The sequence below is a fragment of the Pseudoalteromonas sp. 23_GOM-1509m genome (assembly GCF_000518425.1).
GTDB lineage: Bacteria > Pseudomonadota > Gammaproteobacteria > Enterobacterales > Alteromonadaceae > Pseudoalteromonas > Pseudoalteromonas tetraodonis.
The window spans coordinates 266,903-287,812 of sequence record NZ_KI912434.1 but is presented as its reverse complement, the minus strand read 5'-3'; the positions used below and the strand labels follow the sequence as shown (position 1 = coordinate 287,812).

General features: G+C 41.1%; 26 protein-coding genes. 23 read left to right on the top strand and 3 right to left on the bottom strand.

The features are described from left to right. Nucleotides 1-140: 140 nt before the first annotated feature. The 3 genes from flgN to flgA all read right to left on the bottom strand — a co-directional run bounded on the left by flgN (nucleotide 141) and on the right by flgA (nucleotide 1,705). On the bottom strand, nucleotides 141-563 hold the full coding sequence (gene flgN, locus N523_RS0116935; protein WP_016899393.1) for a flagellar export chaperone FlgN: 423 nt from the start codon (nucleotides 561-563) through the stop codon (nucleotides 141-143). Next, nucleotides 560-850 carry a flagellar biosynthesis anti-sigma factor FlgM gene (gene flgM / locus N523_RS0116930; protein WP_028835469.1) on the bottom strand — a complete coding sequence of 97 codons (291 nt, stop codon included), beginning with the start codon at nucleotides 848-850 and terminating at the stop codon, nucleotides 560-562. Before flgM ends, flgN begins: the two co-directional genes overlap by 4 nt. Nucleotides 851-943: 93 nt before the next feature. Then, nucleotides 944-1,705 (bottom strand): flagellar basal body P-ring formation chaperone FlgA, encoded by a 762-nt coding sequence (gene flgA, locus N523_RS0116925; RefSeq protein WP_028835468.1) that lies wholly within the window; start codon nucleotides 1,703-1,705, stop codon nucleotides 944-946. 59 nt (nucleotides 1,706-1,764) lie between these two features. Here flgA and flgB point away from each other — a divergent pair, with 59 nt between their 5' ends. From flgB to N523_RS0116805, 23 genes are all read left to right on the top strand, one after another. Then, entirely contained in the window at nucleotides 1,765-2,184 is a 420-nt protein-coding gene (gene flgB / locus N523_RS0116920; protein WP_081745136.1) for a flagellar basal body rod protein FlgB, read from the top strand. Next, nucleotides 2,184-2,600 carry a flagellar basal body rod protein FlgC gene (gene flgC / locus N523_RS0116915; RefSeq protein ID WP_010391144.1) on the top strand — a complete coding sequence of 139 codons (417 nt, stop codon included), beginning with the start codon at nucleotides 2,184-2,186 and terminating at the stop codon, nucleotides 2,598-2,600. Before flgB ends, flgC begins: the two co-directional genes overlap by 1 nt. A 4-nt stretch (nucleotides 2,601-2,604) precedes the next feature. After that, a complete protein-coding gene (locus N523_RS0116910) occupies nucleotides 2,605-3,258 on the top strand; it encodes a flagellar hook assembly protein FlgD (RefSeq protein WP_028835467.1) in 654 nt (217 codons plus the stop codon). A gap of 18 nt (nucleotides 3,259-3,276) precedes the next feature. After that, nucleotides 3,277-4,626, top strand: coding sequence for a flagellar hook protein FlgE (locus N523_RS0116905; RefSeq protein WP_028835466.1), 1,350 nt, complete (start codon nucleotides 3,277-3,279; stop codon nucleotides 4,624-4,626). An 11-nt stretch (nucleotides 4,627-4,637) separates the two neighbouring features. Beyond that, on the top strand, nucleotides 4,638-5,369 hold the full coding sequence (locus N523_RS0116900; RefSeq protein WP_013464382.1) for a flagellar basal body rod protein FlgF: 732 nt from the start codon (nucleotides 4,638-4,640) through the stop codon (nucleotides 5,367-5,369). A gap of 14 nt (nucleotides 5,370-5,383) precedes the next feature. Then, on the top strand, nucleotides 5,384-6,169 hold the full coding sequence (gene flgG, locus N523_RS0116895; RefSeq protein WP_010391154.1) for a flagellar basal-body rod protein FlgG: 786 nt from the start codon (nucleotides 5,384-5,386) through the stop codon (nucleotides 6,167-6,169). A 2-nt stretch (nucleotides 6,170-6,171) separates the two neighbouring features. After that, nucleotides 6,172-6,894 (top strand): flagellar basal body L-ring protein FlgH, encoded by a 723-nt coding sequence (locus N523_RS0116890; RefSeq protein WP_013464383.1) that lies wholly within the window; start codon nucleotides 6,172-6,174, stop codon nucleotides 6,892-6,894. Nucleotides 6,895-6,912: 18 nt separating this feature from the next. Next, nucleotides 6,913-8,022, top strand: coding sequence for a flagellar basal body P-ring protein FlgI (locus tag N523_RS0116885; RefSeq protein WP_013464384.1), 1,110 nt, complete (start codon nucleotides 6,913-6,915; stop codon nucleotides 8,020-8,022). A gap of 11 nt (nucleotides 8,023-8,033) precedes the next feature. Then, nucleotides 8,034-8,495 (top strand): rod-binding protein, encoded by a 462-nt coding sequence (locus N523_RS0116880; protein WP_028835465.1) that lies wholly within the window; start codon nucleotides 8,034-8,036, stop codon nucleotides 8,493-8,495. A gap of 6 nt (nucleotides 8,496-8,501) precedes the next feature. Further along, the gene (flgK, locus tag N523_RS0116875; protein ID WP_028835464.1) at nucleotides 8,502-9,809 is read left to right on the top strand and encodes a flagellar hook-associated protein FlgK; all 1,308 of its coding nucleotides are present in this window, start codon (nucleotides 8,502-8,504) and stop codon (nucleotides 9,807-9,809) included. Nucleotides 9,810-9,820: 11 nt separating this feature from the next. After that, entirely contained in the window at nucleotides 9,821-10,717 is an 897-nt protein-coding gene (flgL, locus tag N523_RS0116870) for a flagellar hook-associated protein FlgL (RefSeq protein ID WP_028835463.1), read from the top strand. A 26-nt stretch (nucleotides 10,718-10,743) separates the two neighbouring features. Then, a complete protein-coding gene (locus N523_RS0116865; protein ID WP_028835462.1) occupies nucleotides 10,744-11,769 on the top strand; it encodes a hypothetical protein in 1,026 nt (341 codons plus the stop codon). 233 nt (nucleotides 11,770-12,002) lie between these two features. Continuing rightward, nucleotides 12,003-12,842, top strand: coding sequence for a flagellin N-terminal helical domain-containing protein (locus tag N523_RS0116860; protein ID WP_010391170.1), 840 nt, complete (start codon nucleotides 12,003-12,005; stop codon nucleotides 12,840-12,842). A gap of 124 nt (nucleotides 12,843-12,966) precedes the next feature. Continuing rightward, nucleotides 12,967-14,265 carry a flagellar filament capping protein FliD gene (gene fliD, locus N523_RS0116855; protein ID WP_028835461.1) on the top strand — a complete coding sequence of 433 codons (1,299 nt, stop codon included), beginning with the start codon at nucleotides 12,967-12,969 and terminating at the stop codon, nucleotides 14,263-14,265. A gap of 6 nt (nucleotides 14,266-14,271) precedes the next feature. After that, entirely contained in the window at nucleotides 14,272-14,658 is a 387-nt protein-coding gene (gene fliS, locus N523_RS0116850) for a flagellar export chaperone FliS (protein ID WP_016899403.1), read from the top strand. 226 nt (nucleotides 14,659-14,884) lie between these two features. Beyond that, nucleotides 14,885-15,220 (top strand): hypothetical protein, encoded by a 336-nt coding sequence (locus N523_RS0116840; RefSeq protein ID WP_020476930.1) that lies wholly within the window; start codon nucleotides 14,885-14,887, stop codon nucleotides 15,218-15,220. Next, a complete protein-coding gene (locus tag N523_RS0116835) occupies nucleotides 15,217-16,506 on the top strand; it encodes a flagellar hook-length control protein FliK (protein WP_028835460.1) in 1,290 nt (429 codons plus the stop codon). Before N523_RS0116840 ends, N523_RS0116835 begins: the two co-directional genes overlap by 4 nt. Before the next feature lie 25 nt (nucleotides 16,507-16,531). After that, on the top strand, nucleotides 16,532-16,963 hold the full coding sequence (locus tag N523_RS0116830) for a flagellar basal body-associated FliL family protein (protein WP_028835459.1): 432 nt from the start codon (nucleotides 16,532-16,534) through the stop codon (nucleotides 16,961-16,963). A 9-nt stretch (nucleotides 16,964-16,972) separates the two neighbouring features. Further along, on the top strand, nucleotides 16,973-17,695 hold the full coding sequence (locus N523_RS0116825) for a FliA/WhiG family RNA polymerase sigma factor (RefSeq protein ID WP_051440338.1): 723 nt from the start codon (nucleotides 16,973-16,975) through the stop codon (nucleotides 17,693-17,695). Nucleotides 17,696-17,712: 17 nt separating this feature from the next. Beyond that, complete coding sequence (gene motA / locus N523_RS0116820; protein ID WP_010391179.1) at nucleotides 17,713-18,576, top strand: flagellar motor stator protein MotA; 864 nt, start codon at nucleotides 17,713-17,715, stop codon at nucleotides 18,574-18,576. Next, nucleotides 18,576-19,574 carry a flagellar motor protein MotB gene (locus N523_RS0116815; RefSeq protein WP_028835457.1) on the top strand — a complete coding sequence of 333 codons (999 nt, stop codon included), beginning with the start codon at nucleotides 18,576-18,578 and terminating at the stop codon, nucleotides 19,572-19,574. The genes motA and N523_RS0116815 overlap by 1 nt, the downstream gene beginning before the upstream one ends. Continuing rightward, nucleotides 19,567-19,968: a PilZ domain-containing protein gene (locus N523_RS0116810; RefSeq protein WP_013464393.1), complete on the top strand. Its 402-nt coding sequence runs from the start codon at nucleotides 19,567-19,569 to the stop codon at nucleotides 19,966-19,968. The genes N523_RS0116815 and N523_RS0116810 overlap by 8 nt, the downstream gene beginning before the upstream one ends. 33 nt (nucleotides 19,969-20,001) lie before the next feature. After that, nucleotides 20,002-20,907 (top strand): FliM/FliN family flagellar motor switch protein, encoded by a 906-nt coding sequence (locus N523_RS0116805; RefSeq protein ID WP_028835456.1) that lies wholly within the window; start codon nucleotides 20,002-20,004, stop codon nucleotides 20,905-20,907. The last annotated feature ends 3 nt before the right edge of the window (nucleotides 20,908-20,910 follow it).

The window sequence follows — 20,910 nt, the reverse complement described above, 5'->3', positions numbered from 1 at the left end:
TGCACAAAAGCTAACAATACTAAGCTTTAACGGAACGACTATTTTTGGACTCAAGATAGGGTTTTGAAAGGTAATAATAGGAGTAAAGTAAAAATATGGCGTAAAGTGACTAAACAAGGAAAAGCCTTTATGGAACGTATTTATAAAGGCATTTCTGGGTACGCTTGTTTGTTTTCACCGCCAGTTAAACGCTGTAACAACCGACGTTGGCTTGACAGTAATTGCCCTGAGCGTTCATTCATTATTTTGCAGGTTTTAGTTTTTAGCTCAAGCTGGTGTAATAATTTTGTAGTGAGCGAGTTTATATCAGCAGGCAGCAACGCGGTTAATTGTGCTAAGCCTTCTTTGCCACCTTGCAAGCCTAAACTCACCAAAAAGCCATCGCGCTGATTATGCGATTCATTTAAGCTTTCTAAAAAGCCAAGCATTTTTTTATTGTGTGTTTCTAGTTGCACATTACGTTGGCTTAGCAATTCGTATTGCGTTTCAAGTAATTCAATTAATGCGTCTAGCTTAATAATGTCTTGTTGCAGACTTACAATATACTCTTTTACAGTTTTCATTTTTTATGAAGTTCAACCATAGCGTTAACGGTTTCATCAATGTTAATTTTAAATTCACCACTGGCAATTGCCGCTTTCATCATGGCTACTTTATCCATATCAACGTCTGGCTTTGCAGCTAAATCTTGAAATGTTGAGTCTATTGATTTACTTAATGCACTCACTGAGTTTACTTGCTCTTGTTTAGTCGCTACAGGTTGTTGCTCTGGTTTTGCATCCAGTGAAGAACGCTGGTTTGTTTTTTGGCTTTGCTCAACCGCAGTGGTTGTTATTGCGCTTATATTCATTGTTTATTACCTAATTCGTTTATCGAATTTATATTGCTTAGTTTATATCAGCGACCAAGTACAAGCATTACTTAACTTTTATTTCGACATTTTTTAAAATGTCGCCTCTGCCACACCTTGCGCAATTACTCTACCTTGAACTACTTTTTTTGATGATAAATTTTTTACATTAATAACCTCACCAAGTTGGCCATCTTCAAGAGCAATGGCTTTAACATTGGCCGAGAAAGTTGCGGTATTTATTTGCAGTGAAATATGCTCATTTTTATTGATTAAATACTGCTTTTCTAGGTAGCGGGTGGAGATCACCGTGCCTTTATCAATCTCGCGTTTAACGGTGAGTCCAACTAGCTGATCAATACCGGTTTCGCCTTGATGGCGGTGCTTGCCTAAATCCACGCTTTTGTATTCTAAGTCTTGCTTATTAAGCACTTTACCTCGGTTTAAAGTGTGTTTTGCTGCCACTAGGTTTATCCACACACTTACTTTGGCACTGGCTCTAAAGCGCCAAGCAGGCGATGGGCAAGATACAGAAATACTCACCCTGCCTGCAGGTGGCGTGTGACTTTGTGAGCGAGTGATTTGCAACTCATCACAGTTTAGGTTTTCGCTACCTTTAGGAATAAATAGCTCTATGTTTTGCTGCTGACTCTGCGAATTAATCGAGTGCAAATAGCTATTTATTTCACTGTGTAAAAACTGCCGAATTTCTTTATCAAAATTAATGGGGGTGGCCATAGCATGAGCTGGCAGTAGTCCAATAGTTAAAAGTAAGCGGAAAAACCAACGCTTCCCTTGGGGAAGTTCAGCTTCCGTATGTTGGGCTGTTTTTTGCTCTTTTTTTATATAAGTCATTGAAAAAATATACTTTTAAAAGTTGGCATAAAGGTTGTTATACACAAGGTAGAAAGTGTATGCGAAGCGCGAAAGCATACAAGAAACAAAAATTAGAGGCAACAATGGAACTATTTGATAAAGCGTTAGGTGTTCACCCTTTTTCAATGAAATTAAGGTTAGACAGAGCAGAAATCATTGCCAGTAACTTGGCTAATGTTGACACGCCAGGGTTTAAATCTCGAGATGTAGATTACCGTCAAATTATGCAAAGTGTTTCATCCAGTTTTTCGCAAAACAGAGATGTTGATTTTGCTGGCGTACAAACAGATGAACTTAAATATCGCGTTCCTTATCAACCATCAAGTGATGGCAATACTGTTGAGTTAAATATTGAGCAAGCAAAATTTGCTAGCAACAGTATGGATTTTCAAACCAGTTTGACCTTTTTAAATATGAAAATAAATGGCTTACATAAAGTTATTTCAGGGAAATCATAATGTCTTTTAATTCAATTTATGACGCTAGCGGCAGCGCCATGCGCGCTCAAGTTATTCGCCTCGATACCATTGCATCTAACTTAGCGAATGCCGATACCGCAGCCGGTTCAGAAGCCGACGCTTACAAGGCACTTAAACCGGTATTTTCTGCTTTGTACAAACAAACTCAAGACAGCCAATCAATTTCAGCCTCGGTTGATGTACTAGGGATCACTGAGTCAAACCGAGCGGTAGAGCAGCGCTACGAGCCAAACAACCCAATAGCTAACAACGATGGTTATGTATTTTACTCCAACGTAAATGCACTTGAAGAAATGGCAGACATGATGTCTGCAAGTCGCAGCTATCAAACATCTGTTGAAGTAATGGGGCGTGTAAATAGCATGCAGCAAAGCATTCTTAAGTTAGGGCAATAATATTATGCAAGTTAATTCAGCCGTTCCAAGCGCTGCAGACGCCACAAAAAACACCACGAATATTGCCGGTAATAGTTCTGCAGATGAAATGTCGACCATGTTTTTAGAGTTACTCGTTGCGCAAATTAGTAATCAAAATCCATTACAGCCTATGGATGGCACTCAGTATGTAAGCCAGCTTGCGGAGTTTTCGAATGTTGAGTCGTTACAAAGCATTCGCCAAAACACCGCCGATGGCTTGGATTATGTCAGCAGCTTAGCGGTGCTTGAAGCCACCAATATGGTTGGCCAAACGGTTGATGTGCAAGCAAGCAGTATTGCCCTTGAGCAAGATGGCAGTGTCTCAGGCATGGTTAATTTAGGTGAAGCCGCAGACTCTGTCACAGTACAACTTTATAACCAAGATGGTGAGTTAGTTGAAGAAAAACAACTGCCTTATTCAGGAGTCGGTTCGCTGCGTTTTGAATTTGAAAACCAAGAAGCCGGTGCGTATGCAGTGAGAGCGTATGCCACTACAGCAGAGGTGCCAAAGCAGCTTGATATTTGGTTAAGCGGTGAGGTTGAGCGTGTTTCTGTAGGTAAGTCGTTAGAAGATATTTTATTGCAAGTCGATGGTTTGGGTAATTTTGGTATCACTGAAATTAATCAAGTGGCATAAATAAGAGGAATAAATAATATGTCTATGTTCAATATAGGATTAAGTGGTCTTAAAAGTACCCAAACAGGATTAGAAGTAACCAGTAATAATATTGCTAACTCGGGTACTGCTGGTTATAAAAATAACACTGCAGAATTTGCCGCGGTTTATAACGGTAGCCAACGGGGCGGTGTAAAAGTTGCTAATGTTAAAGAAGATTTTGTTACCGGTGGTGAAATTGTGCGCACTGGTAATGCGCTGGATATCGCTATTGATGGCCAAGGGTTTTTTGCCATATCAGAAAACGGCCGAACGGCTTACACCCAAGCAGGCCAGTTTCAGTTAGATAACGACTTAAATATTGTTAATGCCAACGGCGGCAAACTGCAAGGCTTTGGCGTGTCTCAAGTTGATGGTGGTGATCCGACAATTGTACCGGGTGTATTAACCGATTTAAAAATTGAGGGTGGTAATATTCCCGCACAAGCAACGAATGAAATTACTTTTAATGGTAACTTAAGTTCGGCGAGTGATTTAATTCCTTACTCTGCAACAGACCCTTTTGATCCAAAAGATGGCAGTCAATACAATTTTTCTCAATCTACTGAAGTGTTCGACTCATTGGGTAATAGTCATGTAATGACCCAATACTTTAACAAAACAGCTGAAAATGAATGGCAAGTCATGTACTTCGTTGATGGTAACCCATTAGTTGGCGGTATCAGCGCTGGAGGGAGTAATGTAACAAATACTCAAAGTGTGAAAGATAAAGATGGTAATGCAGTTGATGCGATTGTTACTACGATAAACTTTGATTCAGAAGGTCAAATGAGCCCTTTAGGTCCAATTAACCCACCAAATGACCCAGATTTGGATAATAATACAATAGATCCATTTAACTTACGCGAAATCACACTTTCATTCGGTGCAAGTGGCGGCGGTGCGCCAATGAATGTAAAGCTCGATATGGTTAAAACCACCCAGTTTGGTAGTAGTTTCGCAATGTATGAAAACGATGCGAATGGTTATACATCAGGTTCTTTCTCTGGGGTTTCAGTTGAAGATGATGGCAAAATTTACGCAACATTTACTAACGGTGAATCTAAATTACAAGGCCAAGTTGTACTTGCTTCGTTTGCGAATGTTGATGGTTTAGAGCAAGGCAGCAATACCGTCTGGTATCAAACTGAAGAGTCTGGCTCTGCACTCTACGGCGAGCCAGAAAGTGGATCTTTGGGTAAATTGCTATCGGGTTCATTTATGGGCTCAAATGTTGATATTAGTGAACAGCTGGTTGGCTTAATGTCATTTCAACAAAATTACCAAGCCAACGCAAAAACCATCAGCAGCGCTGATGAAATGATGCAAATTTTATTTAGTAACACCTAAGGAAGCTGAGCGTGGAAAAGTTAATTTATACCGCCGTCTCGGGTGCTGAACTTAATAATACCGCCTTACGTGTTGCTGCAAATAACTTAGCAAATGTTAGCACCGTAGGTTTTAAAGCCGACTTAGAGCAAGCGCAATCTATGATGGTACAAGGCGAAGGCTTTCGTACTCGTTACCACGCGCAACTAACACCAGTAACTACTGATTTATCGTCAGGGCCAATCATGGACACTGGCCGTAACCTTGATATAGCGCTGAGCAATGGCGGTTATTTAGAAGTGATGGATGACAACGGTGAGCCTGCTTATACCCGCGCGGGTAATTTAGTGGTTGATGCCGATGGCTTTGTTACTGTTAATGGTCGCCGCGTGCAAGGTGACGGTGGCGATATTCAACTTCCTGAGTTTGGTGATATTGAAATTGGCTCAAACGGCATGATCAACCTAACCCCCATTGGCGGTGGTGTAATTGCAGAAGATGCGCAAATTAAATTAGCCAGCACCGATGCAAACTTAATCAAAGGTGCTGATGGCTTACTCAGAGCTAACGATTTACAGCCTCTTGAGGCCGACGAAACAATCACAGTAAGAACTGGTGCTTTAGAAGGCTCTAATGTGAATGCCGTGGCTGAAATGATCAAAACCATGAATATCAGTCGCCAATTTGAGATGAATGTAAAAATGATGAAGTCTGCTGACGAACTAGCAACCAGCGGAAATAAGCTCATCAGTGGACGTGGATAAACAGGAAGCCAAACATGAATTCAGCATTATGGGTGAGTAAAACCGGTCTTGCAGCGCAAGATTTAAGAATGACAACAATATCTAATAACCTCGCAAACGTGAGCACTGCCGGTTTTAAAAAAGACAGAGCGGTATTTGAAGACTTATTTTACCAAGTACAAAAACAACCTGGCGCGCAGGTAGATGAGCTTAATCAGCTGCCATCTGGGATTCAGGTGGGAACCGGTGTGCGTATTAACGGCACGCAAAAGCAATTTACTGAAGGCAGTTTTGAAACAACCAGCAACCAGTTAGATGTGGCCATTGCTGGGCAAGGTTTCTTTCAAATTGAAAGCCCTGACGGCGAGTTATTATTTACCCGTAACGGTCAGTTTCAGCTTAACTCTGAGTCATTACTGGTAAACAGCAACGGCTTACCATTGGCACAAAATATTGCGCTGCCAGAGGGCACCACTAAAGTGAGTATTGGCACCGACGGCACCGTTACTGCGGTAGTAGGTAAGGATGCGCAAGCGGTTGAGTTAGGCCAAATGTTAACGGTTAACTTTGCAAACCCTGCAGGCTTACAGAGCTTAGGTGGCAATTTGTACCGCGAAACAGCGGCATCCGGTGAACCTGTTGAGGGGATCCCTGGCGAAGATGCTTTTGGGGGCTTACAACAATTTACTATTGAAGGCTCAAACGTGAGCGTCGTTGATGAAATGGTCAGCATGATTGCCGTACAGCGCGCTTACGAGATGAACGCTAAAGTAGTCTCTGCGGCAGATGAAATGCTGCGCTTTATAAACCAAAACGTATGATTATGATGAATAAGTTAACATTATTTTTGCTGCTTTTAGGTGTTGCTGGTTGCAGCAACACTCCATCAAAAACCCAAATGGTGGAATGTGAAGTGGTGTATGGGGAAGTGAAATGCCCACAAAATACCACTCAAAAATCAGTTCAAGACTATGAAATAAGCCAAGATGCCTATGCACAGGGTTTGAATCAGCAAGATGGTAGCTTATTTCAAGATAACTATATGTTTTCTTTGTATGCAGATAAACGTGCTTACCGGGTTGGTGATATTTTAACTGTAGTGCTTAACGAGCGTACGCAATCGAGTAAAAGTGCCGATTCGAGTTTAGATAAAAGTACCGACTTGGATGTTTCGGTGCCAGTAGCTGGTGCACTCAATGTAGCTGATTTTAATTTGGGTATAGGCTCGAGTGCTAAGTTTGACGGTGAAAGCAGTGCCAGCCAGCAAAACTTCCTCAGTGGCGCTATTACTGTACGGGTTAATCATGTTTTATCTAATGGGTCGCTGGTTATTAAAGGGCGTAAGCAAATTAAGCTCAACCAAGGTGATGAATACATTGAAATTGAAGGATTGGTTCGCCCAGGCGATATTGATGTAAGTAACCGTGTTTCGTCGCTTCGTATTGCAGAGGCACAAATAAGTTATACCGGCAAAGGCACTTTGGCAGATGCGAATCGCCCAGGTTGGTTTACCACTTTATTTACCCGATTCTTAAATCCGTTTTAAGGGATTACTGAGGTTTTAATGAAATATTTACTATTAATGTTAGTGTGCTTTTTTAGCCTATTAGCGCCTGCAACTGTAGCCGCCAAAGCTCGTCCATTACTAGATATTGTTGATGTGCTAGGTGTGCGAGAAAACCAACTGGTAGGTTACGGACTAGTGGTAGGTTTACCGGGGTCGGGTGATAAAGCCCAAGTGAAATTTGCCGGCCAATCGTTAAGTAATATGCTAAAGCAATTTGGTGTCTCTGTAGATGAAGAACGATTACCAAAATCAAAAAATATAGCGGCTGTTGCGGTACATGCTACGTTGCCGCCAATGGGAAGCCCAGGCCAAGCCATTGATGTAACTGTGAACTCATTAGGCGATGCAAAAAGCTTACATGGTGGTAGCTTAATGTTGACCCCGTTAAAAGGGGTTGATGGCAAAGTGTATGCGCTAGCACAAGGTAACTTAGTGGTAGGGGGTATTAATGCCAGTGGTAAAAGTGGCTCCTCGGTGACTGTCAATGTGCCTACTTCGGGGCTTATTCCCAATGGCGCCATCATTGAGCGCAGTGTTACGGCTATGTATGAAAGCCAAAGCGATGTAATTCTTAATTTAAAAGATCCAAATTATCAAACTGCTCGCAATGTCGTGCGCGCAATAAACAAAGTATTTGGACCCGATGTGGCCACTGCTGAAAATTGGGCGCGTTTAGTGGTCAGTGCGCCAAGCGATGCCAATAGTCGCAACACGTTTATGTCGATGCTACAAGACATTAGTGTAGAGCAAGGCTCTGAGCGTCCTAAAATCGTATTTAATAGTCGCACCGGTACTGTCGTAATGAACGATACTGTACGGGTGAATCAGGCGGCCGTTAACCATGGCAATTTAACCATTACCATTAGCGAACAAGAGCAAGTGTCGCAACCTGGGCCGTTTTCAAATGGCCAAACCACAGCTACACAATCAAGTGATATCACGGTAGATCAACAACAACGAAATATGCTGCTGTGGCCTGAAGGCACCTCTTTAGATGAAATAGTTAAAGCGGTAAATGCACTTGGCGCAACGCCAGCCGAGCTTATGTCGATATTAATTGCACTTGATAATGCTGGGGCTTTAGAAGCCGAGCTATTAGTTATTTAAAGGAAATAGCCATGAAAATAGAGTCATCAACCCAATTATCTCAGTCATTAGCGATAGACCCCACTCACCTAGAAAACATTACCGGCAACAGTGAAGCAGGCGTAAAGCAAGCGGCAGAGCAGTTTGAAGCGATTTTTTTACAACTCGTGTTAAAAAGCATGGACAGCACCACCAAAACTATGGCCGGTGACAATGGTTTTTTTAATAGTAACGAGCAAGCCCAATTTAGAGACATGCATAACGCCCAAACTGCGCAGCACTTGGCCTCAACTCATCAATTGGGTTTAGCCGAAGCGATTATTAAGCAGTTTGATGAGAAAATTACCCCGATAGAAAATACATTTAAGAATAGCCAAACCTTGGTCGCTAATGAGAATCATAAAGATGCTGAAAACGTTGAACCCACCAAAAGCTATGATATTTATGCAGGGTCGGCGTTTGTTCAGCCATTGAATGCTAATACGATTAGGTAGTTAATTATGTCTATGTTAAATAACGCGTTAAGCGGCCTCAATGCAGCAAATATTGCGCTGACTGTGTCAGGGCAAAATGTGGCGAATGCAGCCGTAGAAGGCTATTCGCGTCAGCAAGCTCAATTTAAAACCTCTAATGTATATTTAGGCGGGGTTGAGGTGGCATCGGTTGACCGGGTTGTTGACGCCTTTTTAAATGATGATATTTGGCGCACTAATTCTGATACCACTTATTATGAAAACAAACAGTCTTACCTAGGCTTTATTGAGCAAATAATTGGTACCGACTCACTCAATTTAAATAACTCTCTTGCAAGCCTAACTGATGCTCTCAATGCAGCGGCCACTAAGCCTGATTCACAGGCTTTCAGGCAGCAATTTTTATCTTCAGCCGAAGGCTTTATGCAAGATATTGCGCAAATTAATGGCGCACTGGCAGGCCAAGCAACAAAGTTAAATGCACAAATGAGTAACGTGGCGCTTAATGTGTCTTCTATAACTAAGCAAATAGCCGAAATTAACAGTAGCATTGGGTTAGCAACAGCAAATAATCAATCAACCGCAGAGCTAAAAGACAACCGAGAGCGGTTAGTAAATCAGTTATCTGGGCATATTGGTGTATCTATTGTTGAGCGAGATAATGGCTTTATTGATATCAGTACCTTAAGTGGTGCCCCGCTGGTGGTAGGTAGTAAAGCCGCCTCAATCTCAGTAAATGGTACTACAGTTACAAGTGAGTTTATTGGTCAAGAATTTAACCTTAATAAAAACGTCGGCGGTCAATTTGGTGGCTTGATCAGTGTTGATAACGATGTAATTAAACCAACCCTTGCAACCTTAAACGACCTAGTTGCCGACCTTGCTGATGATATGAACGGTGCACTGCAAAGTGGCTTTGATTTAAATAACGACCCCGGTGAAGCACTGTTTACTTACAATCCATTAAATCCATTAGGGACAATTGAGATAAACCCTGCGATCACCCCCGATAAACTTGGTTTTAAAAACAGTAGTACCTCAGGACCGGGCGATAACTCTAATATTGCAAATATTGTTGCCTCAATGGCAGGAAAAGGCGATAAATTTACGTTATTAGTGGGTGAGCTTGCCATTACCAGTAAACAAAACCTAAACAGTATTACCACGGCCACTAATTTGAGTGAAAACGCTATTGCAGCGCGCGATAGCTACAGCGGGGTAAACCTTGATGAAGAGGCGGCAAACTTAATGCATTTTCAGCAAATGTATAGTGCCAATGCCAAAGTGATTAGCACCGCAGATCAAATGTTTAAATCTTTACTGCAAATGTTTTAAAGGGCAATGTTATGAGAGTTAGTAGTCACCAGTTTCATTTAAATTCAATTAAAAACATTCAAAGTAATACTGAAAACTTTAACGAAAAGTCAATTCAGTTGGCAACCAACAAGCGTATTCTTAAGCCCTCAGATGATCCGCTTGGCACTGTGATGATCATGAACCTAGGTTCAGAAATTAAATCGCTAGAGCAGTACAAAACTAATATGGATGCGGTTAACTTTTCATTAGGTCAACAAGAAGTGCAGCTTTCGGCCATAGTTAATCAAATATATTCATTGCAAAGTTTAATTACCACCGCGGCGGATGGCTCTATGGGAGAGTCAGAAATTAAAGCACTAGGCCAAGAAATGAGTGTGGCCTTTCCTGCGATTGTTGACTTACTGAATGCAACCGACAGCGATGGAAAGTATTATTTTTCGGGTAGTAAAACCGATGAAAAACCGTTTCAAATTGATGCCACGGGGAATTACGTTTATGCTGGTGACGATATTGTCAGAGAGGTCGCTGTATCTGACGACTCAAGTGTAAAAAATAATATTGTGGGTAATGATTTAGACCCTGGTGCGGGCTTTTTAAATGCAATGCAAGACTACCTTGTAGAAGTAAATAATCCGCCAGCGGGTGGCGTTGGCAATCAATCACGGGTGATGATAGATAAATTAGCTGACTTTTTAGGTACTATTAGTAGCCAAGTGACCACTATAGGCTCTACTATGGCTTCGCTTGATTCTATTACTACTAGTAATCAAGATATCACCACATTTACGGTTAATTTGCAGGATGATTTAAGTGCTGTTGATTATCCAGAAGCGTTTATTTCGATGAATGAATCTATGGCGGCGTATGAGTCGTCAATGCAGGTTTACTCAACGGTAAGTAAACTTTCATTGTTTTCATACATTTAAAATTTTAATACTGTCAGGAACTAACTATGCTGGTTAAAAGTAGCGAAAAGGCGCAAGCAATTGACTTGGTTAATACCAATAAATCGGATGCACTCGTTACATCATCAAAAGATTCTGCTAATAATTTGTGGAAAAACAAAATTGTTGCCAGAGAGGAGCAAGTTAAAGTACTGACTGATTGGGCGCAGCGCGGAGCGCTTAGTCAGGCGTTGGCAAAAGCTGAGCAAAGCGAAAGCACAATACGAAATTTGTACATGGGGCTTGAAAAGTTAGCGCAACAATTAAATACCCAAGCTGCTAACTCTCAGCCACAACCTATGCAACAACAAAAGATTAAAGTGCAAATAGCGTCACTACAGGGCATAGCAAATAAAAAAGGTTCAGGGCTTGATACCCAGCTAAAAATAACAGATCCAAATCGTGCTATTACCAAACAGCTTAATGCAAATATAGATCTACTTAGCGCACGCCCACATGAAGAAAACATCCAGCTAGTAATGGGGCGTTCGGGCAAATCATTAAGCTTAAAGCTACCCGCCTATCAAGACGAAAAAACCAATTTAACCACCATTCAAAATGCGTTTGCACCACATCATATTAATGTTGAGCTCAATCGTGAAAATCGCCTGCTTTTTAGTGCGCAAAAAGAAAATGCATCCCCACTCTTAGAGCCTTGGGTGATGAGTGGTCAAGGTGTGCGCGTTGCGGCGGGTAACCCGATTTCGTTGCAGCTTAATGATTTAGATAACCCACTTAATGAGCTTGCTAAAATAGCGGATAAAAATGCCTCTATTGCACAGCATCGTGAACAAATTCAAAGTGCGCAGCGTCATTTAAAGGCCAATTTAATAAAAATTCAGGCACAAAAACAGCAATTACAAAGCCAACTAGAGCAGCTTGACTCTGCTAGTTCATTAGGCAACACCGATGAACTACTTGCTTTAAGTTTAGGGGTTAAACAGCATATGCAAAACCCGAGTGTAAATAGTGTGGCTGCGATTATGTCGCAAGCAAACATTACTCGTAATATGGTGCAATACTCTCTCACTTAATTTTTTAATGCAGCAATCTAGTATTGCTGCATCGTTTTTTATTTCTGCTATTCCTCTTATCTGTTTTTAGCCAACGAAAATGCCTGCTTTACCCGCTTTGAGCACATTATTTAAAAAATATAAAAATAATTAGAAAAAAGTTTAGGTAATTAAAAATATGGTCGCTCTTAGTTATTAGAAGGTGATTTAGGTTCACTAATTACTTTAGCTATTAATTCAAAGAGGAAATAAACATGGCTTTATCAATTCAATCAAACATGGCTTCAATGTCAATCCAAAACCAACTTGGTCGTAGCAACAACGATTTGTCTACAGCACTTGAGCGTTTAGGTTCTGGTTTTAAAATTAACTCTGCAAAAGATGATGCAGCTGGTCTACAAATCGCTTCACGCTTAAACGCACAAGTACGTGGTCAAGACGCTGGTTTATACAACGGTAACAACGCTATGTCTATGATGCAAACTGCTGAAGGTGCGTTTGATGAAATGACTAATATTGCTTACCGCATGAAAGAACTTGCTACCCAAGGTTCAAGTGATACAAACGGTGCAAAAGAGTGGGCTGCACAAAGTGCAGAATACACAGCACTAGCTACTGAGCTTACAAACATCATGGACAACACATCGTTTGGTGATGGCACTAAACTTTTAGCAGCTACTGGTAAGTTTGGTGCAGGTGCGGTTAACTTCCAAGTAGGCTCAAGTGCAGCAGAAACCCTTAATGTTGATATTTCGACTCAGTTAGGTGCTGTAACAACAGCCATTGGTTCTGCTGCTGCATTTACAGACGTTGCAACAGCACAAGCGCAGATTGCGTTTGTTGATACTTTGGTTGGCGAAATTGGTACTGCACGTTCAACGCTTGGTGCATCAATGAATCGTCTTGATCATACAATGACTAACGTATCTAACATGAAGCAAAACACTCAAGCTGCTGTAGGTACGTTAATGGACGCTGATTTTGCTGCTGAAACATCAAACATGACTAAGCAACAATTGCTAATGAACTCTGGTATCTCGGTACTGAGCACAGCTAACAGCACAACACAAATGATTGGTTCACTACTTCGTTAATAGTGATTAATCAATTAAGTATGCATAGCTACACCTAAGGGTGTAGCTATTATTGTTTATAGTCATAAGTAAAAATATTTACTTTAGATATTTTTGCTTATAACTAAAATGCTTGGAGATTAAAATGAGCTCTGCAATAGGAATCAATCCTGGGCAATTAGCCTCACAATATACACAAATTGAGCGTAGCGCTAAAGATCAGCAATTAAGTACTAAAAGTAGCCTTTTTAGCAATCAAATTAAGGCGTTTGATAGCCTGAAAAGTAATTTATCAAGCTTTTTTGATGACTTACAAGCTAGCTTAAAAGACACCAGTAGTTTATTTTCCAACACAGCCACAGTGAGCAATCCATCGGCATTAGCTGTGAGTGCAACTGGCACCGCAGCCAGCGGCGAGTACGATGTATTTGTGGAGCAATTAGCGCAAGCACACCAAGTTGCATTGAGTTTTGACCCGGCTAAAGCTTTAACCACTGATGGTGAGTTAAGCATTGATTTGGCAGGCAGTGCGTTTAGTATTGATTTTGCAAGCCTTGGCGCCGATGCATCATTAACTGATGTTGCTAATGCTATCAACTCGCATGTTGATAATAGCGGTGTTAAAGCCTCTGTTGTGCGCTCTGGTACCGAAACTTTTTTAACTTTAACCAGTGCTGAGCCGGGTGCTGCTAATCAGGTGGGTGTAAGTTTTACTCCAGCTGCGGATGCCAATGGCATTGATATCACCAATGCCATAACAAACAAACAAGATTTAACCTTAGCGCAAGATGCGATTGTTAAGCTAGGGGCTAATTCAGCACTGACAATCACTTCAAGCAGTAATAAACTCGATACGGTTATTGATGGGGTGACGATTGATTTAACGCAGGCGCAGTCGCCGGGCGATCAGCCAATTCACATATCAATTAACCAAGATCAAGAAAGCTCTAAAGAAAACATCCAAAGTTTTGTAGATAAATTTAATTCGCTCACCAATGGCATTACCAGTAACCAGTACTTAAAAAGAGATAATATGGCTGCCGGCCTTGCTCGCTCTTTACGTAACGATTTTCAGGGTACGTTTGAAGGTAAAACCTTGTTCTCTGTGGGTATTGAGTTTGATCGTAGCGGTAACTTAAAAATAGATAATAAAAAACTTGAAGAAGCCATGGCGACTAATCCTGAGCAGTTAACCAGCATGCTCACAGGTGAAAACGGGTTGTTATCTAAGCTGGAAACCCGCGTAGAGCCTTTCACTAAAAGCTATGGTTTGATGACGGATAAAAAGCAATCATTGCAGGCGAGCTTAAATATAGTCACTAGGCAACAAAAAGATCATGAAGTGTCGATGGAGCAAGTGTACCAACGTTACTTGTCGCAGTTTACACAAATGCAACAGACTATTGCGCAATTAGAATCTACAATGGGTCAATTTGGAGGCTAAACATAGATGTTAGATTTAAATGATGGCTTTTCAGCCTATAAAAGCACATCGGTAGATGCAAAAGCGGCCAGTGCTGATATTCATAAACTGGTGTTAATGTTATTTGATGGTTTTTCGGATGAGCTTGAAAGAGTAACCGGCCATATAAAACAAAAAAGACATGATAAAAAAGCTGAAAGTATTGAAAAGCTAATGCGCATTTTAGGCGGGCTTGAGGCCTCATTAGACCTTGAAAAAGGCGGTGAAGTAGCGCAAAACATGCAAAACCTTTATCAGCATTGTGGGCAAGCGTTATTGCAAGCGAGTATAAAAAACGACTTGAGCTATATTGATTCCACCCGTGTGGTGATGAACAACCTGCAAGAAGGGTGGCAAGGGTTAGGCACACAATAAACGTATTAGAACCAGCTACCCTTAGCTGGTTTTTTCATTTTTAACACGGCTATTTTTTTACTTCCTCTACTGCTTAAATAATCTTTCTATTTATTATTAATAGCACATCACTTCCTTCCGAGGTGGAAGTTCCGCTTCCGCCTTTTTGGGTTTTTATTTTATTTATTAATATAAAACAACAGCTTAAAATTGGCTTGCTTTTTGCTAAAATAAATATGAACTTATAATGAATTCAGTATTGCTAATGGAACACTCTCAAAAATACGCAGCGCAAAAAATGGAACAATTACTTAGCACCATGGAAGATGCTATCCATGAGAGTAATTGGTATCAAGTTAAAGCAGCCGATAAGCAGTTACTTGCGCTTTATGCACAGTTACAAAGTATGCCTTGGTTTAGCTCAATGAAAACTGAACAAGACAATCTAAAAGCACGCTACGCGGACTTAATTGAGCTGGTTAGTCAAAAGCAAGCAGCTATCAAAGTGCAAATGCAGCGCCATCAAGAGGATAAAGAAGGCTTACTGGCATATGAAAAAGTACAACAAGGACTGTCATTATGAGTATTCAAGCGAATTCTATGACTACAAAGGCTGATTTTGGCAGTGCCACTGATAAGCCAACAATACTAAAAAGCACAGTATCAGCAGATACAGCGGAACAAGAGGCTGCGATTGAGCCGTTTACGCTTTTCTCAAAGCAGCAATCAAAGCAACAAGAACCAAGCGTTGATGAAACACAAGCGAGTTCAGCTCAGTTAGAGCAAAGTGAAGATACCAGTGTAGAGACGGATGAAGTAATCAATCCGTATTTTTTTAGCACCGCAAATTATAATCTTGATACCAATAAAATAAGCGCGCCTGTCAAAACCTTACTAAATCCAAATAGTAACCTTGGTGTAGATAGCGAAGTAATGGCTGAGGAAACACCAACAGCACAGCTTGTGACTAATGAACAGCTGCAGACCACGCATTTAGAGACTCAGAGCGAAGACAGCTTTGTAACTCAAGAGTCTGCTAAAACTACGCCTGTGCAAAACATTGCAATGAACATAGCCACCACGGCTGCGCCTACTGCGGCCATAAATGTAACGCCAGCAAATGCAGTAGTTAATAAAGAATTAAATACACTCGAAGTAGACAAAGCACCACAAACACTATACTCGCAAGCGCTTTTGAATCGATTAAATCAACCTTCGGTAGTGTTGAACACTTATGCACAAGCGCAATCAAGTAGCCTAACCAGTGAGCAAGTAGCCATACAACCGAGTGTGTCGCTGAGCAAACTTGAGCTTGCGGCATTGTCACAAAGTGCGCAATCGAAAATGGTCTTTACAGAAAGTCGCGAGAGTACGGGTCAAAAATCAACATTAGTGAATGCATTTTCAGCGTCCGCACCCGCGCCAGAGAGCTTTGAGTGGCATAAAGAAAACTTAAAAGAGGCTCCCAGTGAATGGGGGCAGCGCTTATTACATGTACTTGGCGACAAGGTAAAACTGCAAATAGGCCAACAACTACAACGCGCGCAAATTAGATTAGATCCTCCTAATTTAGGCAGTATTGAAATATCGATAAATATTGAAGGTGATAAAACCTCAGTCAGTTTAACTACGAGTAATGCGCAGGTGAGAGATGCTATAGCACAAACTTTAGATCAGTTGCGTCAGTCATTATCACAAAACTCATCCACCACAGTGGATGTTAATTTAAGTGATAAACAGCAGCAGTCGCAACAGCAGCTTGAAAATAACGAGATTGCAAATAATCAAACCGAGTCGCCCTCCCATAGTGATACAGCCAGCACTCACTCAGCAAAATCGCCATTAGATTGGTTAGATTTATTAGTATAACTACCTTGGATTAAGAGAGATAAAAGTGAAAAAAATAATAATAGCCCTAACCGTATTAGCACTTATTGCGGCTGCATTTTTTGCGGGACAGTTTTTTAACGACAGTGACTCATCTCAAGAGAGTAAACAAGCTGACATTAGTAAAGTTGAATATCACGAAATGGAGCGCTTTATTATAAGCGTATCAGATGACTCAATTGCCCGTTATTTGGTGCTCGACTTGGTACTTGTTACTTCGCCATCAGTTTACAACACAGGAACAGAGGCCATGGAGCCGCTAGTGAGAAATGTACTGGTAAAACAGTTTGCCAATATGAGCCATAGCCAAGCAAAAGCTGTTTTTAAGGATATCGATGCGGTTCAAAAAGACTTACTCGAGCAGTTTAATTTGGTTTTAGCGAATGCGGTTTCGGTTCGTCTAGATAATGTACTCATTACGAATGTCTTTATTCAATAGGCTATCGCTATGATGCTGCAAGAGGAGTGGGGCGAGCTAGTCACCGAGCCGCCAGTGATATTCACACCGCAAAAAGAGACGCAACTATTATCGCAGTACTCTTTTTTAGTTAATAGAGCGGCTGCGCATATGCGCACTCAAGTAGGCGTTATTGTTGATAACGATGATATTTATCAAATAGGCATTATTGCCTTGCTGTCGTCTATTCGTCGCTATGGCCGCGACTTAGATGAAAAGTTTGCTGCATTTGCGTTTAAGCGTATTCGTGGAGCCATGCTAGATGAATTTCGACGTGTTGATTGGCGACCGCGTCAACTAAGGCAGCAGTCTCATCAGCTTCGTGATATGAGCCGCTCACTTCAAAAGCAGCTTGGTCGTGATGCAACAGACACCGAAATGTGTGAAGCATTAGGCATAAGCCATAAAGAGCTTATTCAACTGCACTACAGTGAGCAAGCCGAGGCATTTGATAGCCTTGAAGCGCTATTAGAAGCTAACCCTAATTTAGCGCTTACCAGTGCCCATACACACGACAAGGAAGAGACAGCAGCTACGCTAAAAGCGGCCATGAGCAAGCTCAATACCCGAGAAAAGCTGCTCTTACAATTGTATTACATGCACGAAATGAATATGAAAGAAATAGCATTAACACTCGATTTAACAGAGGCACGTGTTTGCCAACTTCATAAACAAGCACTTGAAGCGCTCACACAAGCGCTTCAAAAAATCTAATACCTAAGGAATAAAGAATGCAAAGAGTTATAGGGTTAATAGTGGTACTTGCAACAGTATTAGGTGGTTTTGCGTTTGCCGGCGGTAACATTGCCACTATGTGGCAGCCATACGAATTTTTAATCATTTTTGGCGCTGGCTTAGGAGCGCTAATTGTGGGTAATTCAAAATATGTACTGACAGAAATGCTATCGCAATTAAAGTATCAATTTATTAGTGGTAAAGGAACCGATACCTCTGAGCTTTACCACGACCTGCTACTGGTTATTTACTCTTTATTAGATTTAGCCAGAGTGAAAGGCATAAAGGGCCTAGATGAGCATGTTGAAAACCCCGAAACCAGCTCTATTTTTCTTGCCTACCCAAAAGTGTATGAGTTCCCTCAGTTAGTCACTTTTATTTGCGATAACTTACGTTTGTTTAGTATGGGAAAAATCAACTCGCATGATTTTGATGCCATGTTAGAGCAAGAAATTTACACCATTGAAGAACAGCGCCTTAAACCATCTCACTCACTGGCTAATATTGCTGAAGCTATGCCTGGTTTTGGTATTTTAGCAGCGGTAGGCGGCATTATTATCACCATGCAACACTTAGATGGGCCTTTAAGTGAAATTGGCTACCATGTAGCAGCCGCGCTAGTAGGAACCTTTATTGGTATTTTTGCCTGTTATTGTTTAATTGCACCGCTTGCTTCTGCGATGGAGCAGTATGTAAAAAAACAAGTGGCAATGTTTGAGTGTGTGCGTGCCATGTTAGTGGCTCATGCCAAGGGCCACGTGCCAATTGTAGCGACCGACTCAGGTAGAAAATTAATTAATGAAGAAATTAAACCGACCTTTACCACCATGGAAGAGTGGATCACTAACAAGGCGGCTTAATGATGGAAAACAAAAATCAAGAAATCGTCATCAAACGCTCTCGTAGAAGAGCAACCGAAAAACCGCATGGTGGCGCATGGAAAGTCGCCTTTGCTGATTTTACCTTAGCGATGATGGCGTTCTTTATGGTGATGTGGATTATGGCGATCACCAATGAATCTGAGCGTGAAGAAATTGCACACTACATGCGAACTCACTCAATTTTTGATGGTGGCTCTGCTATTTTTGACCCTCAAAACAGCCCATTTCCCGTTGATTTAGGTGGGTCTCCTTCAGTAATTAAGCACTTAGAGTCAGGAATTACGCCGCCGGACTCTCCAAGGCCTGGAATCAGTGAAGTGTTACAAGTGCCCGATGGTACCGTTGAGCCTAAAGCAGGACAAGGCGAGAAGTTAAATTCAGCCATTGATAGCCAATTTGAAGCCTCATCTGAGCTGAGCTTATTACTTGAAAGCATTGATGAACTTAGTAAAGAAGAGTTATTAAAAAATAACTTATTAGTTGAAGAAGTGCCTTTAGGGCTAAGAGTGATTATTAGAGATGACAAACATCATCAAATGTTTGAACGCTCAAAGTCGCAAATGACTCCGTTTTTTGAAGATCTGTTTTTATACCTTGGCGGCTTAGTAAAAGACATTAATAACAAAATTATTATTTCTGGGCACAGCGACGCCAGCCTGTTTATTGATGGTAGCTCTCGTAACTGGGATATTTCTGGCGATAGGGCGCAACAGGCCAGAAAAGTGATGACCATGGGCGGAATGCCATCAAGCCAAGTGTTGCAAGTAAATGCATTCTCATCTAATCGACCACTGAACAAAGAAAACCAAAAAGCCAGTGAAAACAGACGGGTTGAACTACTTATTTTAACTAAAGATGCAGAGGGAAAATTTAATCAGTTGTTTGATGATAGCAATATTAATAACCCAGTAAAAAAATCTGCCAGTGCGGCAACTGCTAATAAACCTGTGCTACGCCTTGAAGAGAATTATGAGTAACCAATCAGAAACTAAACGAAGTTACAAAAGATGGAATTTAAACCTCAAAGATAATTACGAGCCAGAGTCAGTTCAGCTTGGCGGGGTGGGCGTACAGTTACTTCGCCGCTGCTTTATTGATATTCCACTTTGTCATGGCGTTGCAAAAGACATTAGCGTGGGGGGTGTGGGTTTATTAGTGCCTGCTGAAAAGGCTATTCCTGACAAATTTATTGTGGTTTTTGATAAAGCCAATCGATTGACTGGCAAGGTAACGTACCGCCGCGAAGTAAGTGACAAGTTAGTGTTTTTAGGGGTTGAGTGGATAAGTAAAAATGAGCGCCTACGCAGCGATATAGTTAACCATTTACAGTTACAAGCCCAATTAAAAAAAGCAAAAAAAACCAATGCATAGGCAACATAGAAATGAATCAGGAAATACAGTGATATGAGTAAAACGTTAAGCGCTAAAGCAAAGTTAATTAAAGCGAAAGATTCTGAGCATATTACTCCATTTGCACTAACGCTAGAGCAAAGAGCCTACGAACACGCGCAGCAAAAAGCAGCGCAAATAAACGTCAATATTCGTAAAGCATTGGAGTTAGAACTTGCCCAATTATTTAACGACAGCCGCTTTGATGTAGAAATTTCGCCTTGTTCGCATTCAACCATTAATAGTTGGTTTAAAGAATCGCCTAGAATATTTCTTGCCTGTCCTTTATTTGCACCCACTCAAGGCGAAGCTTTCTTAGCGCTTGATTTTCAAAGTGCTCATAAAACAGCTGATTTATGTTTAGGCGGGCAATTCAATAATTCAGATAATTCAAGCCACGATTACTCGCCTACCACGAATGAATTGAGTGCAACAGAGAGCCGTATTTGTGGCCGTTTATTACAACGCCAAGTGCAAGGTATTCAGGGCTTATTATTTAGAGAACGCTCTGCGCTATTAGGTGAAATACAAAAATCACATGCTTTACCAGAAGCATTACAATATTTGGCTTTTAAAGTGCGGTTTATATTAGAAACCCAAGTAATAAGTTGGTTTTTATGGCTACCAATTAGCTTTTTTTGCGCAGCCGATAGCGAGCAAGACCCAGCAAGTAGCGACACACTCAATACCGATATGTGGACACAGTTTGCAGTGCAAGGCCAGATTGAAATGGCGAAGAAAAAAGTCACATTAAAACAACTGAAAGCCTGTGTTGCTGGTGGTGTATTACCGATTGAGCTTAATGAAGCGGCGCTATTTAACCTAGGGCATAAACAAATATTTAAAGGCCAAGTCGTTGAGCAAGAGGCTGGCTTAGCATTTCAAATCACACAATTATCAAACAATACAACGAGTAATTAAATT